Here is a 14,908-nt window from a genome sequence, read left to right as displayed (position 1 = left end):
TTGACCACCCACAGCCACCGCGCGACCCGCCGTTAGCGGTCGTGGTGGTGGTACGGGTGAGGTGCAGCTGGATAAAGTTCATGGGCCGATCATGCTGAGATCGACGCCAGGTTGTCAACAAATGTGTCTGACTTGGGTGCGGCGTGTCGATATACCACGCCACCGTTCCTCAGCTAAGTCTTTGCTTATTCACAAGAATCCCGGACAATCGCGCCCCTTCTATGGTCGGGGCGCTGCCTGTCAGGTTTTTCTGACTCGTCCCGGCCGTGTAAATGCGGAGATCCGACCGGATGAATGATCAGGCCAATAGCGTTGACGAACGCTATGCATCGACACCTGCAACCCTCACAAGCTGGAGCCGCCAGGACACCACCTGGATGCTTGGCCTGTTCGGCACGGCCATTGGCGCCGGCACCTTGTTTTTGCCCATCAACGCTGGCCTGGGCGGTTTCTGGCCGTTGTTGATCCTGGCGCTGCTGGCATTCCCGATGACGTTCTTCGCGCACCGTGGCCTGACCCGCTTTGTCCTGTCCGGTCGTGAAGGCTCCGACATCACCGACGTGGTCGAAGAGCACTTCGGCATCACCGCCGGCGCAATGATCACCTTGCTGTACTTCCTTGCGATCTTCCCGATCCTGCTGATCTACAGCGTCGCACTGACCAACACCGTCGGCAGCTTCATGGAACACCAACTGCACATCATGCCGCCGCCACGGGCGATCCTGGCGTTTGTGCTGATCCTCGGCCTGCTGGCCGTGGTGCGTTGCGGTGAGCAAGTGATCGTCAAGGCGATGAGCCTGATGGTGTACCCGTTTATCGTCGCCTTGCTGTTCCTCGCGGTGTACCTGATCCCGCATTGGACCGGTGGCATCCTCAGCACCGCCAGCGTGGTGCCGGAGCCCTCGGCGTTGCTCAGCACCCTGTGGCTGGCGATTCCGGTGATGGTGTTTTCGTTCAACCACTCGCCGATCATCTCGGCCTTCGCGGTGGACCAGAAGCGCCAGTACGGCGTGCATGCCGATGAGCGCAGCTCGCAGATCCTGTCCCGCGCGCACCTGTTGATGGTGGTGATGGTGCTGTTCTTCGTGTTCAGCTGCGTGCTGACCCTGTCGCCGGCGCAACTGGCCGAGGCGAAAGCGCAGAACCTGTCGATCCTGTCGTACCTGGCCAACCACTTCGACAACCCGACCATCGCGTTTGCCGCGCCGTTGATCGCGTTCGTGGCGATTGCCAAGTCGTTCCTGGGCCACTACATCGGCGCCAGCGAAGGCCTCAAGGGCCTGGTGGTCAAGACCGGCCGCCGCCCGGCACCGAAGACTCTGGACCGCATGACCGCCGCGTTCATGCTGGTGGTGTGCTGGATTGTCGCCACGCTGAACCCAAGCATCCTCGGCATGATCGAATCCTTGGGCGGCCCGGTGATTGCGTCGATTCTGTTCCTGATGCCGATGTACGCGATTCGCAAGGTGCCGGCCATGGCCAAGTACCGTGGGCAGGCGTCCAATGTGTTTGTTACGGCGGTAGGCCTGGTAGCGATTACGGCGGTGGTGTATTCGCTGATTCCTTGAGCCTGAGTACGGTCTCTAGGACGGTAGAGTTCTAAATTGTGGGAGCTGGCTTGCCTGCGATAGCGGTAGTTCAGTCACTGTATGGGTGACTGATACACCGCCATCGCAGGCAAGCCAGCTCCCACTTTTGGTTTGTGGTGCTGCAACTACAGTATTCCGGGCAATAGAAAACGCCGCGCATCTTGCGATACGCGGCGTTTCGTTGATCGGCGTTTTTGTGGACGGGGATCAACCTGTGACCCGGCAATGAGGGCTAAGCTTGTCGGCTTATGGGTTTCTGCCCTGGAAACCCCGAAGGTTGGCCCGATTGAATACTCAAACCCCTCCCGCCATTGTCGCGTCCTCTACCCGCACCCAAGACCTGCTCGCCGGGCTCTCCATCGCCGGGCTGTTGCTGCCCGAGGCGGTGGCCTATTCCAGCATTGCCGCACTGCCACCCCAGGCCGGGGTGATCGCCTTGTTTGCCGGGTTGCTGTGCTACGGCCTGCTGGGCACCAGCCGCTTTGCGATTGTCTCGGCCACGTCGTCGTCGGCAGCGGTATTGGCCGCAGCCACCGCCAGCCTGGCCGGTGATGACCCGGCGTTGCGCCTGTCCCTGGCGTTCGGGCTGGTGCTGGTGACCGGGGTGTTTTTCCTGCTGGCCGGGTTGTTCAAGCTGGGTGGCGTCACCTCGTTTATTGCCAAGCCCGTGTCGCGCGGCTTTGCCTTCGGCCTGGCGTTGACCATCATCCTCAAGCAGTTGGCGGGCGTGGTGGGCGTACACCTGAGCGACAACAACCTGATCCGCTTCCTCCCGCAATTGCTGGAGCAGTGGCCAAGTTGGAACTGGCCGGCGGCGCTGGTGGCGGTGGTGGCCTTGGGCGTGCTGTGGCTGTGCGCGCGCATTCCGCGCCTGCCGGGCGGGTTGCTGGTGGTGGTGCTGGGGATTGTTGCCGGGCAATACCTGAACCTTGAGGGCCATGGCGTCGGATTGATCGGCATGATCGACCTGCGCCTTGAGCTGGGGCATTTTCCGGTGCTGCCGTTCGCCGACTGGCTGCGCCTGGGCGAATTGGCGTTTGCCTTGGTGATGATCCTGTACGCGGAGTCCTACGGTTCCATCAGCTCGTTCGCGCTTAAACACGGCGACCGTGTGTCCTCCAATCGCGACTTGCTGGCGTTGGGGGCGGCCAATCTGGTGTCTGGGTTGTTTCACGGTATGCCAGCGGGTGCCGGGTATTCAGCGACCTCGGCGAATGAAGCGGCCGGCGCCGGTTCGCGTCTGGCCGGTATCGTCGCGGCGTTCGTGGTGTTGGTGATTGTGTTGACAGTGCTGCCTTATGTCGCGCTGACGCCGGAGCCAGTGCTCGCTGCCATTGTCATCTACGCGTTGGGTCGCGGCTTGAGCCTGCAACCCTTGGGGCGCTACTTCATTTGGCGGCGTGACCGCCTGCTGGTGATCTGCGCCGTCGCGGCGGTGCTGGTGCTTGGCGTGCTGGATGGCTTGTTACTGGCGGTGGCGATCAGCGTGGTGTTGATGCTGCGTCAGATGTCATCGGCTGATATCCAAGTGCTGGGCCGCCTTGGCGATAGCCATGACTTTGTTGATCAACAGCACCATGCGGATGCGTCGCCAGTGCCGGGCGTGCTGATCGTGCGGCCCAGCGAAGCGCTGTTTTTTGCGAATGCCGAGCGCATCCTGGGTGCGGCGTTGCGCCTGATGCGGCAATCGTCAGTGGAGGTGGTGGTGCTGAGCCTGGAGGAGTCCCCCAACCTCGACGGCACCAGCATCGAAGCACTGGCGGCGTTTTTTGCGCAGGTGCGCGCGGAGGGCAAGCGCCTGGTGCTGGCGCGCGTGCGGCATGGCGCCCGTGAAGTGTTGCAGGGCTTGCCCGAGGCGTTGCCACCGCAGGTGCTGCTCAGCGGCTTGAGTGTGGATGGCGCGGTGCAACTGGCCAAATCCCAGGCATAAAAAAAGCCGCGTATCGTGGGATACGCGGCGTCTTTTACATCAACATCTTAGGCTTGAATCACCGGGATGTTGGCGCTTGCTGCGATCTTGCGGAACTCGGCGATCTGGTCGAAGTTCAGGTAGCGGTAGACGTCACTGGCCATGGTGTCCAGTTTCGCTGCGTAACCCATGTACTCTTCGACGGTCGGCAGGCGACCCAGTGTGGAAGCCACTGCCGCCAGCTCAGCCGAAGCCAGGTAGACGTTCGCGCCGTCACCCAGACGGTTCGGGAAGTTACGGGTCGACGTCGACACAACGGTCGAATTCGGCTCGACACGTGCCTGGTTACCCATGCACAGCGAGCAGCCCGGCATTTCCATGCGCGCGCCAGCCTTGCCGTAGATACCGTAGTAGCCTTCTTCGGTCAGTTGGTGAGCGTCCATCTTGGTCGGCGGCGACAGCCACAGACGGGTTGGCAGCTGACCCTTGACCTGTTCCAGCAGTTTGCCGGCAGCGCGGAAGTGACCGATGTTGGTCATGCACGAACCGATAAACACTTCGTCGATCTTCTCGCCGGCAACGCTCGACAGCAGACGGGCATCGTCCGGGTCGTTTGGCGCGCAGAGGATAGGCTCGTTGATTTCCGACAGGTCGATCTCGATGACTTCGGCGTATTCCGCGTCGGCATCGGCTTCCATCAGCTCCGGGTTGGCAACCCAGGCTTCCATCGCTTGGGCGCGACGTTCCAGGGTACGCGGGTCGCCGTAGCCTTCACCGATCATCCAGCGCAGCAGGGTGATGTTGGAGTTCAGGTATTCGGTAACGGATTCTTTCGACAGCTTGATGGTGCAACCGGCAGCCGAACGTTCAGCCGAGGCGTCGGACAGCTCGAAAGCCTGTTCCAGCGTCAGGTCGTTCAGGCCTTCGATTTCCAGGATGCGGCCGGAGAAGGCGTTCTTCTTGCCTTTCTTCTCTACGGTCAGCAGACCCGATTGGATCGCGTAGTAAGGAATGGCATGAACCAGGTCACGCAGGGTGATGCCAGGTTTCATCTTGCCTTTGAAGCGCACCAGGATCGATTCCGGCATGTCCAGTGGCATGACGCCAGTGGCTGCGGCGAACGCGACCAGGCCAGAACCGGCCGGGAACGAGATGCCCATCGGGAAACGGGTGTGGGAGTCACCACCGGTACCGACGGTGTCCGGCAGCAGCATGCGGTTCAGCCAGCTGTGGATGATGCCGTCGCCTGGACGCAGCGATACACCGCCACGGGTCATGATGAAGTCAGGCAGGGTGTGGTGGGTGGTCACGTCGATCGGCTTTGGATAAGCCGCGGTGTGGCAGAAGGACTGCATCACCAGATCGGTCGAGAAGCCCAGGCACGCCAGGTCTTTGAGTTCATCACGGGTCATTGGACCGGTGGTGTCCTGGGAGCCCACGGTGGTCATCTTCGGCTCGCAGTAGGTGCCAGGACGAACGCCTTTGCCTTCTGGCAGGCCGCACGCCTTGCCGACCATTTTCTGTGCCAGGGTGAAGCCCTTGCCGGTGTCGACAGGTGCTTCAGGCAGCTTGAACAGGTCGGTAGGGCCCAGGCCCAGTTCGGCACGCGCCTTGTCGGTCAGGCCACGGCCGATGATCAGCGGGATACGGCCGCCAGCGCGGACTTCGTCCAACAGCACCGGGGTCTTCATTTCGAAGGTGGTGATGACTTCGTCGGTGCCGTGCTTGCAGACCTTGCCAGCATGCGGGTACAGGTCGATCACGTCGCCCATGTGCATGTCGGAAACGTCGAATTCGATTGGCAGTGCGCCGGCATCTTCCATGGTGTTGTAGAAGATTGGAGCGATCTTGGTGCCGAAGCAGAAACCGCCAGCGCGCTTGTTCGGCACGTAAGGGACGTCGTCGCCGAAGAACCACAGTACGGAGTTGGTCGCCGATTTACGCGACGAACCGGTACCGACCACGTCACCGACGTAGGCGATCGGGAAGCCTTGGCCGCGCATCTCTTCGATCTGCTTCATCGGGCCGGTCTTGCCTTGCTCGTCCGGCACGATACCTTCGCGCGCCATTTTCAGCATGGCCAGGGCGTGCAGCGGGATGTCAGGACGGGACCAGGCATCGGGAGCAGGGGACAGGTCGTCGGTGTTGGTTTCGCCGGTCACCTTGAATACGCGCAGGCTGATCTTGTCGGCCAGGGTAGGGCGGTTGCGGAACCATTCGCCGTCAGCCCAGGACTGGATCACGCCTTTGGCGTGCTCGTTGCCGTTCTTGGCTTTTTCGGCCACGTCGTGGAACGCGTCGAACATCAGCAGGGTGTGCTTGAGTTGGGCGGCGGCGACAGGTGCCAGCTCGGCATCGTCCAGCAGCTCGACCAGGGTCACGATGTTGTAGCCGCCTTGCATGGTGCCAAGCAGTTCAACAGCGCGCTGTTTGCTGATCAGGGGGGAAGTGGCTTCGCCCTTGGCCAGGGCAGACAGGAAACCGGCCTTGACGTAGGCAGCTTCGTCAACACCAGGTGGAATGCGGTTGGTGATCAGGTCAACGAGGAATTCTTCTTCGCCAGCCGGAGGATTTTTCAGCAGCTCGACCAGGCCTGCGGTTTGTTCGGCGTTAAGCGGCTGGGGAACGATACCCAGGGCTGCACGCTCTTCGATATGTTTGCGGTAGGCTTCAAGCACAGTTATTACCCTCATCAGTGGTCCCACGGGACGCTCATCCAGAAATGAACGGCACGCATGCGCTCGGGGGCTTTTTGGGCCGCAAAGCCAGCGCTGCCGGCATTCCTCACAGAAGCTGCTTTCAAAGTTTTACGCCTGCAGAACGGGGCTGATGAGGGTTGGCGAGGGCATTGACCTACCGAGTCATTGACCATCGCCAACACCGTTCTGAAGGAACGACTGTGCTCGTGACGCTTTGAAAACAGCTTCCAGCGGATTATTGGCGCCTTACAAGGCCGGATGATTCTACGGCAAAAAAAATCTAAAGGTAAGTTGCCTAACCAAGTTTGCAGGGTGATAGAGGTTAGACAAAGGGCTAACATGGCGCATTGTTTCGCTGATTTGCGTGTTGTTGCCCATGTCCAACCAAACCATCAAGACCCCCTGCGTAGGCCTGTGCTCCACGGTCTACGGCGATCTCGTGTGCCGTGGCTGCAAGCGTTTCCACCACGAAGTGATCCAGTGGAATGGCTATAACGAAGAAGAGAAACGTGCGGTCTGGCTGCGCCTGGAGCAGCTGTTGGTGCAGGTGATGGCCGGCAAGCTGGAGGTTTTCGACCCCAAGACCCTGCGCGGCCAGCTGGAACAACGCAAGATCCGCTTCGTGCCGCACCAGTCGGAGTATTGCTGGGCGTACCAGTTGATTGCGCGGGGCGCGCGGGTGATTTCCAACCTGGAGGCCTATGGCATGGTGCTGTTGCCGGAGTTTCGCGACTGGGCCTTGCCGGATTTGCGTGATGCGATTGATCGGGAGTTTTTTATCCTGTCCGAGGCGCATTACCAGCGCTATATCGCGCCGGGGTTCCTCAGGGATGTGTTTGCTGACTGACGACACAGGACCCCTGTGAGAGCGGGCTTGCCCGCGATTGCGGTGTGTCAGCCAAAGATTTGCCAACTGATCCACCGCTATCGCGGGCAAGCCCGCTCCCACATTTTGATCCTCGTTGCCCTCAGGATTTGGCCGCCAGCTCTTCCAGGTGATCCATCAGGCTCGCCGGCTTGAGCACCAACACGTCACTTTCCAGCTTGTCGAGCACCACCTCCGCCGTATTGCCGATCAACGCGCCGGAAATGCCGGTACGCGCCACCGTGCCGATGATGGTGACGGCGGCATGATGCTTGTGCGCCGCAAAGGGAATCAGCACGTCGGCAGGGCCTTCCTCGATGTGCAGCCTTGAGTTATCGATATCGAATTCGGCCTGGAAGGCCCGGCACTGCTCGCGGTAGCGCGCCTCGATGGTTTCCTTGAGCTGGAACGTCGGGTCCGCCGCCGACAGCATCGGCGAGGGATGGGCGCTGATCACATGCAGTTGGGCCTTGGCCAGGCTGGCGATGTCGAAACCATGGCCGACGATTTCCGCGTGCAGTTCACGGTGTTCTGCGTCGGTATTGCCCACATCGATGGCCGCCAGGATCACGCCGCCCGCCCACGGCGTCGATGTCTTCACCAGCAGCACCGCCGTCGGGCAATAGCGCAGCAGCTTCCAGTCAGCGGGGGTCAGCAATGCCTTTTTCAGCGGGCTGTCGGGAAAGTGCTGCTTGATCACCAGCCCACAACCTTCAGCCTGCTGCACATCGATGATGGTTTCATGCAGGCTGTCATTCCATGCCTGTTCGGTGGTGACGCTGTAGCCGTCTTCCTGCAAGCCGGCCTTGAGCAGGCTCAACAGCGCCGAATGCTCATGCTTCTTGTCGCAGACCAGCAAATGCAGGTGCGCGCCGGTCACCCCCGCAATCAACTTGGCGCGCTTGAGGGCCAGGCTCTCCGAATGCTCGGGCTCGATGACCACCAGGATGCTGCGGATGGCTTGCATGTTCGGGTTCTCCATGAAAAAGGGGGGCATGGAACAACTATAGTTGCTGCCCGGCGCACGTCATGTTGATACACATCAAGGCCAGTGGCTGGTGGTCTGCGGCGTGGTCGGTATAATCGGCGCCCTTTTGTGATCCTTTGCCCGTGAGCCCGATGAACCTGCCCGAAATCCACGAATTCCTCGGCTGCCGCACCCCCGACGCCTGGGTCCAGGCGGCCTTGGCCGATCAGGAAACCCTGCTGATCGACCACAAGAACTGCGAATTCAAAGCCGCCAGCACCGCCCTGAGCCTGATCGCCAAGTACTACAGCCATGTCGACCTGATCAATATGATGTCGCGCCTGGCCCGGGAAGAGCTGGTGCACCACGAACAAGTCATGCGTCTGATGAAAAAGCGCAAGGTCGAACTGCGCCAACTGAACGCCGGGCGTTACGCTTCGGGTTTGCGTAAAATCGTGCGCACCCACGAGCCGGTCAAGCTGGTGGATACACTGGTGGTCGGCGCCTTTATCGAGGCGCGCAGTTGCGAGCGTTTCGAAGCACTGGTGCCGCATTTGGACGAAGAACTCGGCAAGTTCTACTTCGGCCTGCTGAAAAGCGAGGCGCGCCACTTCCAGGGCTACCTCAAGTTGGCCTACCAGTACGGCGACGCCAAAGACGTGCCTCTGGTGATCGAGCGGGTGCGGGCAGCCGAGCAGGAATTGATCGAGTCACCCGACGTCGAGTTCCGCTTTCACAGTGGCGTACCAGCCTGAGGCGACGGCCACGCCAATCAACGCGGTGATGCCTGCCAGCAGCAGGATCACCGTTTGCACGCCCAGGGGCGCGGCCAACACGGCAATCACCAGGCCCGCCAGCGGTTGTGGCAGGTTGTTGAGCAAGGTGATCACACCGACGGTCTTGCCGAAGTCCTGCACGGGAATCACCTGCTGCCGCACGCTGCGCATGTACACGCTGTACATCTTGTCGAAGCCGATCACCAGCAAAAAGCCCAGGGAATACAGCCATAGCGTGGGGCTGATCGCCATGATCAGCGCGCCCAGGGCAATCATTGCGTAGGAAAGCCCGCCGAGCAGCTTCAATGGCAAGGTGGCGCGCGCCAGGTAGAACAGAATGACGATGGTCACCAGTGCGCCGGCCGCTTGCAGCAAGGCGTAGGCGTCTTTGCCGGCGACGTACAGGCCCGTGACCATCGCGGCTGACGTGGCCAGCGTGACGCCGATGATCAGGTTCACGCCCATGGTCAACGCAATCAGGCGCTTGAGCCCGGCGAGGTTGCCGATATGCCCGAACGCAATCCGCAGCGGCTGCACCCAGATATCCCGATGCTGCTCGAAAACGGCCGGGACGACCGTGCTGGAACGCTGCCACACGCGCATCGCCACGTCCGCCAGCACAAACAGCCCGGCAATCCCCAGCACTACCCAATGCCACGCCCAGACGTCCAGCATCAGCGCCGCCACCAGGGGGCCGAGCACCAGCCCGCTTTGGTCGGCGATCTGTGAATAGGACAGGGTCTTGGCATAGCTGTACTGCTGGAAGATATGCGGCATCAGCACTTCCCGGGCCATGATGCCCTGGGTGGTCAACACCCCGCACACAGCCGACAGCAATACGATCCAGTAGATGCCGTCGAACAGGCCGAACAGCGCCACTGCCACCACGCAGGCCAGCGCCCGATAGACCTGGCTGATATGCAGGATACGCACCGGCGGGTACTTGTCGCACAACGCCCCGCACAGCGGAAACGCGAGGAAGCGCGGCAGCGATTCGACGAAGAACGCCAGTCCGGCCCAGGCAACACTGCCGGTGGTCTGGAAGACGATCAACGGCACGATAAACAGCAGGATCTGATCCGCCAGCCGCGACAGGAACAGCGAGACAAAAAACGCCAGGTAATCCTTGCGCATACAACTCCCTGTGAATGGCGTTAAAGATTGCAGGCTATTTGTTAAAAAGTCTTAAAAGCATGAAGCTTCGTCGGGCCGTGCTGGCCAGTTGCTTAAGTTGCCCAGCTTGCCACCTATAATGCCTGCACTTCAATCTGCGTCGCACACTGAGAACTTATGGAAAACCTGGGTCTGGGCAAGGTATTGCTCGTTGAAGACGACGAGAAACTGGCAGGGCTGATTGCACATTTTCTGTCGCAGCATGGTTTTGACGTGCGGGTGGTGCACCGGGGCGATGAGGCCTTGGCGGCATTCCTGGATTTCAAGCCGAAGATTGTCGTACTCGACCTGATGTTGCCGGGCCAGAGCGGCCTGCACGTGTGCCGCGGCATCCGCAACGTCTCAGACACACCCATCGTCATCCTCACCGCCAAAGAGGACGACCTGGACCACATCCTGGGCCTGGAGTCCGGTGCCGACGACTATGTGATCAAGCCGATCAAACCGCCGGTACTGCTCGCGCGTTTGCGCGCCTTGCAGCGGCGCCAAGTGCCTGAACCCACGGTGCGCGGCTCCCTGGCGTTCGGCCGGCTGGCCATTGATCGCACGTGCCGGGTAGTCAGCCTGGGCGAGGAGAAGATCGACCTCACCACCATGGAGTTCGAATTGCTCTGGTTGCTGGCCAGCCACTCGGGCACGATCCTGTCTCGCGATGACATCCTCAACCGTATGCGCGGCATCGCCTTTGACGGCCTCAATCGCAGCGTGGACGTGTACATCAGCAAGCTGCGCGGCAAGCTGAACGACAACCCCCGTGAGCCGGTGTGTATCAAGACCATCTGGGGCAAGGGTTACCTGTTCAATCCGTTCGCGTGGGAGGTCTAGATGCTGCGGCTGTTTCTGCGCCTGTATGTGATTCTCGCGCTGGGTCTGGCGGGGGCCATCTGGCTGGTCAACTACACCTTTGACGAGTTGCTGCCCGAAGCCAACGAAACCTATAACCGCGAAGCCATGCGCGGCCCGGCGTATGGCTTGGTGGAGCAATTGCGCCCCGTGCCAGAGGCGGGCCGGGAGGCGCGCCTGGCTGAGTTGCAAAGCCATTACGGGCTGCACCTGAAATTGGTGGCGCGTGATCAGCTGAAGCTGAACTCCCGCGAACAGCAATTGCTGGCGGCCGGACAATTGGTGGTGCGTGGCGACTTCATGGAATTCATCGCCAACATCGACGGCGGTTCGCAACTGCTGGAAATCAAGCTCCCGGAAGAACCCAAGTGGTTGTACCTGTGGGCCTATGGGTTCCTCGGCCTGTGCCTGGCCATCGTCCTGTATTTCTGGGTGCGCCCGCACTGGCGGGACCTGGAACATATCCGCCTGGCCGCGCAGCGTTTTGGCGACAACGACCTTGGCTCACGCATCCTGCTGCCGCGCCGCTCCACCGTGCGTGAACTGGCCGGTCACTTCAACCAGATGGCCGAGCGCATCGAAAGCCTGATCGCCAACCAGCGTGAACTGACCAACGCGGTTTCCCATGAGTTGCGCACGCCGATTGCGCGCCTGTCGTTCGAGCTCGACCAGCTCAAGCAACAGGCTGACCCGGTCCTGCGTGGCGCGCTGATCACCGACATGTATGCCGACCTTGGCGAGCTGGAAGAAATGGTTTCCGAGCTGCTCACCTATGCCAGCCTGGAGCGCGGCGCGACCCAGGTCACCCGGGAAAGCATCGAGGCCCACAGCTGGCTCGACAGCGTGATCGGCAGCGTTGCGCTGGAGGCCGAGGCGGCGGGTGTGCAGCTGTCGTTGCGGACCTGTGAAGTGGACGTTATCCAGATCGAACCACGCTTCATGGCGCGGGCGGTGATCAACCTGCTGCGCAATGCCATTCGGTACGCCGAGCGGCGCGTGGAAGTGTCGCTGGTCAAGTTCGGCAATGGTTATGAAGTGCGGGTGTGCGACGACGGCCCGGGCGTGCCCGAGGACGGGCGGGCGAAGATCTTCCAACCGTTCATGCGCCTGGACGCCAGCCGTGATCGCCGTACCGGTGGTTTTGGCCTGGGTTTGGCGCTGGTGCAGCGGGTATCGCAGTGGCATGGCGGGCAAGTGGAGGTGTTGGATTCGGAGTGGGGCGGCGCGTCGTTTCGGATGACGTGGGCGTATGCCGAGTAACACCCTTGAATAATGTGAAGATCCACTGTGGGAGCGGGCTTGCCCGCGATAGCGATCTATCAGTAACAGATGTATTGACTGATCTATCGCTATCGCGGGCAAGCCCGCTCCCACAGTGTTTGTTTTCACAAGGTTTTATTGGGTTGCCAGATCAGAACGTGTATTCCAGCACCCCCATCACCGACGTCTGCAAGCGCCGCTCCACAATCGGGCTCTTGCCCGCTTCGTCCGCCAGGTACTGCACATCGAGCAAGGTGGAGAATTGGGTGTGCTCGCTGATCGGCAAACTCCACACCAGGTTCATGCCGTTGCTGATATTGCCTGCACCGGCCTTGTAGGCCTTGAACCGGCTTTGTGCGGCCTGGCCCGTGGTCACGCCGTACCAGGTCTGCAGGTATTCACGGTCGCCAAAGTGGCTGCTGAGGCTGGCATCGACCGAGCCGTAGCGGCCGTCATAGAGGTTGGTGCCCAGGCTCAGTTCCAGGTGGGTGTAGGCCTTGCCGGTGTCCTTGTGGTCATCGTCCTTGAGCGCGTGTTCCAGGGTCGCACCGACGATGGCGCCGCCGAGGTTGTAGCTGGCGCTCACGCCTACTTGCGCGCGTGACTTGATTTCGCCCATGCCTTTGAGGCGCTTGGAGCCGGCATGCATCGACTCGTTCTTATCCTTGCGTGAAGCGCTGGCGCCGATATAGGTGCTGAAGCTCAGGGCGTTGCCTTCGTAGCCCCAGCCCAGGCCCTTGTCGGTGTCGAGGAAAATCCCCCAGGGGCTGACGATTTTGCCGCCCAGCAGCGGCGCGGTCATGCGTTCGTCGCTGCCGCTGTAGCGGGGTGCGTTGCCGACGCCGGCCTTGAGGCTGTATTGCCAGTCCTCGGCAATGGCAGGCTCGGCTGCAGCGAGCAGGCACAACGAGGAAAGGGACAGGCATAGGTTTCTAGAGCGCATCAGGGGGTTCGTCCGTGTCAGAGGTTCAGGGGTGGGTGAGGTGAGTGGGTACGTTTGAACGCGTAGCCGGAGGCGCTGAGGCCATTGACTTGGCGGCTGACGGTATCGCCCAGGCCGTAGCCGTTGCCGGCCAGTACCGCGTGGGCGTTGTCGACGGGTAGCAGGATGTAATCGGTCAGTGGTTCGTCGTGCAATTGGCCGCGAATCACCAGAAAGCCTTGCTCCAGGCGCACGTTGATGCCGGTCAATGGCGCGTCGGGCTCATGGGTACTGAGGACCTGATAGGTGCCGATGGTGTCGGCCCATGCCTGGGGCAGGGGCGGCGGGTCGATGCGCTCGCCAATGGCGATACGTTGGCCGTGGCTGCGGGCGGTAAGCATTTGGCGCCCCTGTACAGTGACCATGTCCAACTGCACGCGACCCAATTCGCCGAGGTCCTTGAGCCATAAACCGAGTACGCGTTTTTGCGCGCGCAACCAGCCTTGTTCGTCACGCAACAGCTCGAAGTCGAACCCGGCCAGCTCGCCGTACAAGCGATCATTGGCATCGCGGATACGAAATACACCCCAGGCGGTGGCATAAAACCCAGCCAGGCGCTTGCGGTCGATGGCGGCGGGCACGTGACGCAGCTTGAGCCCGTGGCTGGGTGCCTCACAGCCGTCGCCACACACCGGTTCTCCGGTTTGCGCCTGGAGCATCAGGCGCAGGGCATCGGTGGCCAGGCGGGCGACCAGGTCTTCGGCGCTGCTGTCGTTGGCCATGATGATGACGGCTAGTTGCTGGTCCGGCAGCAAGGTCAACTGCGCGGCAAAATCATCACCGCCGCCGCTATGTTGATAAGTGCGGATGCCGGGGCCGACGGGCTCATCGCCGCACGGCGCCAGGAACCAGCCCAGGCCAATCTGGCAATCGAAGTCGAGGGCGTTGCCGGTGTTTTGTTGGGTGAACATCTCGTCGATGGAACGTGCGCTCAGCACTCGCTCACCTTTGTACAAACCCTGGGCAAACAGCATCTGCACGTAGTGGCCAAGGTCCTTCGGGCTGGTCCACAAGCCTCCGGCGGCCAGGTCGCGAACCTGCGCATCGGTGCTCGCACTGCCATCCTGGTACCCCAGCGCGCGAAAGCCAGGGGTCGTGCCGGTCCCGATAAAGCTCGACTGGCTCATCTTCAGGGGCTTGAGCAGGCTGTTTTGCAGTTGGGCTTCAAAGCTCTTGCCGGTGCTGCGCTCAATGGCGGCGCCCACCAGCGCATAGCCAAGGTTGGAATACGCCACTTGTGAACCCGGCGGGCTGCTAAGCCACACACCGGATAGGCGTAGCGGCATCAGGCCCATGGCGAAGGTGCTGTGCAGGTCGCGCAGGTGTTCGCTGGGCAGGCCGGACTGGTGGCTCAGCAAGCGGCGCAGGGTGATATCACGGTCTGCCGCGTCCTGGTCTGGATGAAAGCGCGAGCGCACATGGAACTCGCCCAAGGCTTGCTGGATCGGCACATCCAGCCCCAGGCGCTGTTGCTCGACCAATTGCAGCGCCGCCGTGGCGGTAAGCAATTTGGCGATACCGCCGGCGCGAAAGGCGGTGTTGGGGGTTACCGCTACACCGTGGGCCTTGTCGGCCAGGCCAAAGCCGCGTGCCCAGATCAGTTCCTGACCATTGACCAGGGCAATCGACAGGCCTGGGATATTGCGTCGGGCCATTTCCTGGGGAATACGGGTTTGCAGGTGCCGGATGATCGCGCCGTAATCGCCCTTTTGTATGCGCGGCGAGGCCGGTGGCTGCCCTTGGCAACCGACGCTGCCCAGCAGGCAGCTCAGCAGCGCAATACTGCGCAATATGCGAAACATGGAGAGCACCCGGGTGGTGGTTTGGATGCTCGAATGCTAGGGG

11 protein-coding genes are annotated in these 14,908 nt (G+C 61.4%); 6 read left to right on the top strand and 5 right to left on the bottom strand.

From position 1 onward, the window contains the following. Positions 1–290 precede the first annotated feature (290 nt). The gene (locus tag B348_RS0110670; RefSeq protein WP_026136718.1) at positions 291–1,568 is read left to right on the top strand and encodes a serine/threonine transporter; all 1,278 of its coding nucleotides are present in this window, start codon (positions 291–293) and stop codon (positions 1,566–1,568) included. Between the two features lie 307 nt (positions 1,569–1,875). Then, the gene (locus B348_RS0110665; RefSeq protein ID WP_017736112.1) at positions 1,876–3,519 is read left to right on the top strand and encodes a SulP family inorganic anion transporter; all 1,644 of its coding nucleotides are present in this window, start codon (positions 1,876–1,878) and stop codon (positions 3,517–3,519) included. A gap of 47 nt (positions 3,520–3,566) precedes the next feature. Here the strand turns inward: B348_RS0110665 and acnB are convergent, their stop codons facing one another. After that, positions 3,567–6,176, bottom strand: coding sequence for a bifunctional aconitate hydratase 2/2-methylisocitrate dehydratase (gene acnB, locus B348_RS0110660; protein ID WP_017736111.1), 2,610 nt, complete (start codon positions 6,174–6,176; stop codon positions 3,567–3,569). Positions 6,177–6,573: 397 nt separating this feature from the next. Here acnB and B348_RS0110655 point away from each other — a divergent pair, with 397 nt between their 5' ends. Then, positions 6,574–7,044 (top strand): DUF1289 domain-containing protein, encoded by a 471-nt coding sequence (locus B348_RS0110655; protein WP_017736110.1) that lies wholly within the window; start codon positions 6,574–6,576, stop codon positions 7,042–7,044. Between the two features lie 121 nt (positions 7,045–7,165). Here B348_RS0110655 and B348_RS0110650 read toward each other — a convergent pair whose 3' ends face one another. Next, a complete protein-coding gene (locus B348_RS0110650) occupies positions 7,166–8,029 on the bottom strand; it encodes a universal stress protein (protein ID WP_017736109.1) in 864 nt (287 codons plus the stop codon). Positions 8,030–8,181: 152 nt separating this feature from the next. On the opposite strand from B348_RS0110650, the gene B348_RS0110645 reads away from it, so the two are divergent. Next, the gene (locus B348_RS0110645; protein WP_017736108.1) at positions 8,182–8,784 is read left to right on the top strand and encodes a tRNA-(ms[2]io[6]A)-hydroxylase; all 603 of its coding nucleotides are present in this window, start codon (positions 8,182–8,184) and stop codon (positions 8,782–8,784) included. Here the strand turns inward: B348_RS0110645 and B348_RS0110640 are convergent. Continuing rightward, a complete protein-coding gene (locus tag B348_RS0110640; RefSeq protein WP_017736107.1) occupies positions 8,740–9,939 on the bottom strand; it encodes an MFS transporter in 1,200 nt (399 codons plus the stop codon). The two genes, B348_RS0110645 and B348_RS0110640, sit on opposite strands and share 45 nt — an antisense overlap. A gap of 156 nt (positions 9,940–10,095) precedes the next feature. Between B348_RS0110640 and B348_RS0110635 the strand changes: the two genes are divergently transcribed. Together B348_RS0110635 and B348_RS0110630 are read left to right on the top strand one after the other, a co-directional pair. Continuing rightward, positions 10,096–10,803, top strand: coding sequence for a winged helix-turn-helix domain-containing protein (locus B348_RS0110635; protein WP_017736106.1), 708 nt, complete (start codon positions 10,096–10,098; stop codon positions 10,801–10,803). Next, positions 10,804–12,081, top strand: a complete 1,278-nt coding sequence (locus B348_RS0110630; RefSeq protein WP_017736105.1) for an ATP-binding protein — start codon at positions 10,804–10,806, stop codon at positions 12,079–12,081. Between the two features lie 151 nt (positions 12,082–12,232). Here the strand turns inward: B348_RS0110630 and B348_RS0110625 are convergent, their stop codons facing one another. Continuing rightward, a complete protein-coding gene (locus B348_RS0110625) occupies positions 12,233–13,024 on the bottom strand; it encodes a MipA/OmpV family protein (RefSeq protein ID WP_026136716.1) in 792 nt (263 codons plus the stop codon). A gap of 17 nt (positions 13,025–13,041) precedes the next feature. Further along, positions 13,042–14,865, bottom strand: a complete 1,824-nt coding sequence (locus B348_RS0110620; protein WP_017736103.1) for a serine hydrolase — start codon at positions 14,863–14,865, stop codon at positions 13,042–13,044. Positions 14,866–14,908: the final 43 nt, after the last annotated feature.

It is taken from the genome of Pseudomonas sp. CBZ-4, assembly GCF_000346755.1.
GTDB lineage: Bacteria > Pseudomonadota > Gammaproteobacteria > Pseudomonadales > Pseudomonadaceae > Aquipseudomonas.
This window is presented reverse-complemented; position numbering and strand designations above follow the sequence as displayed.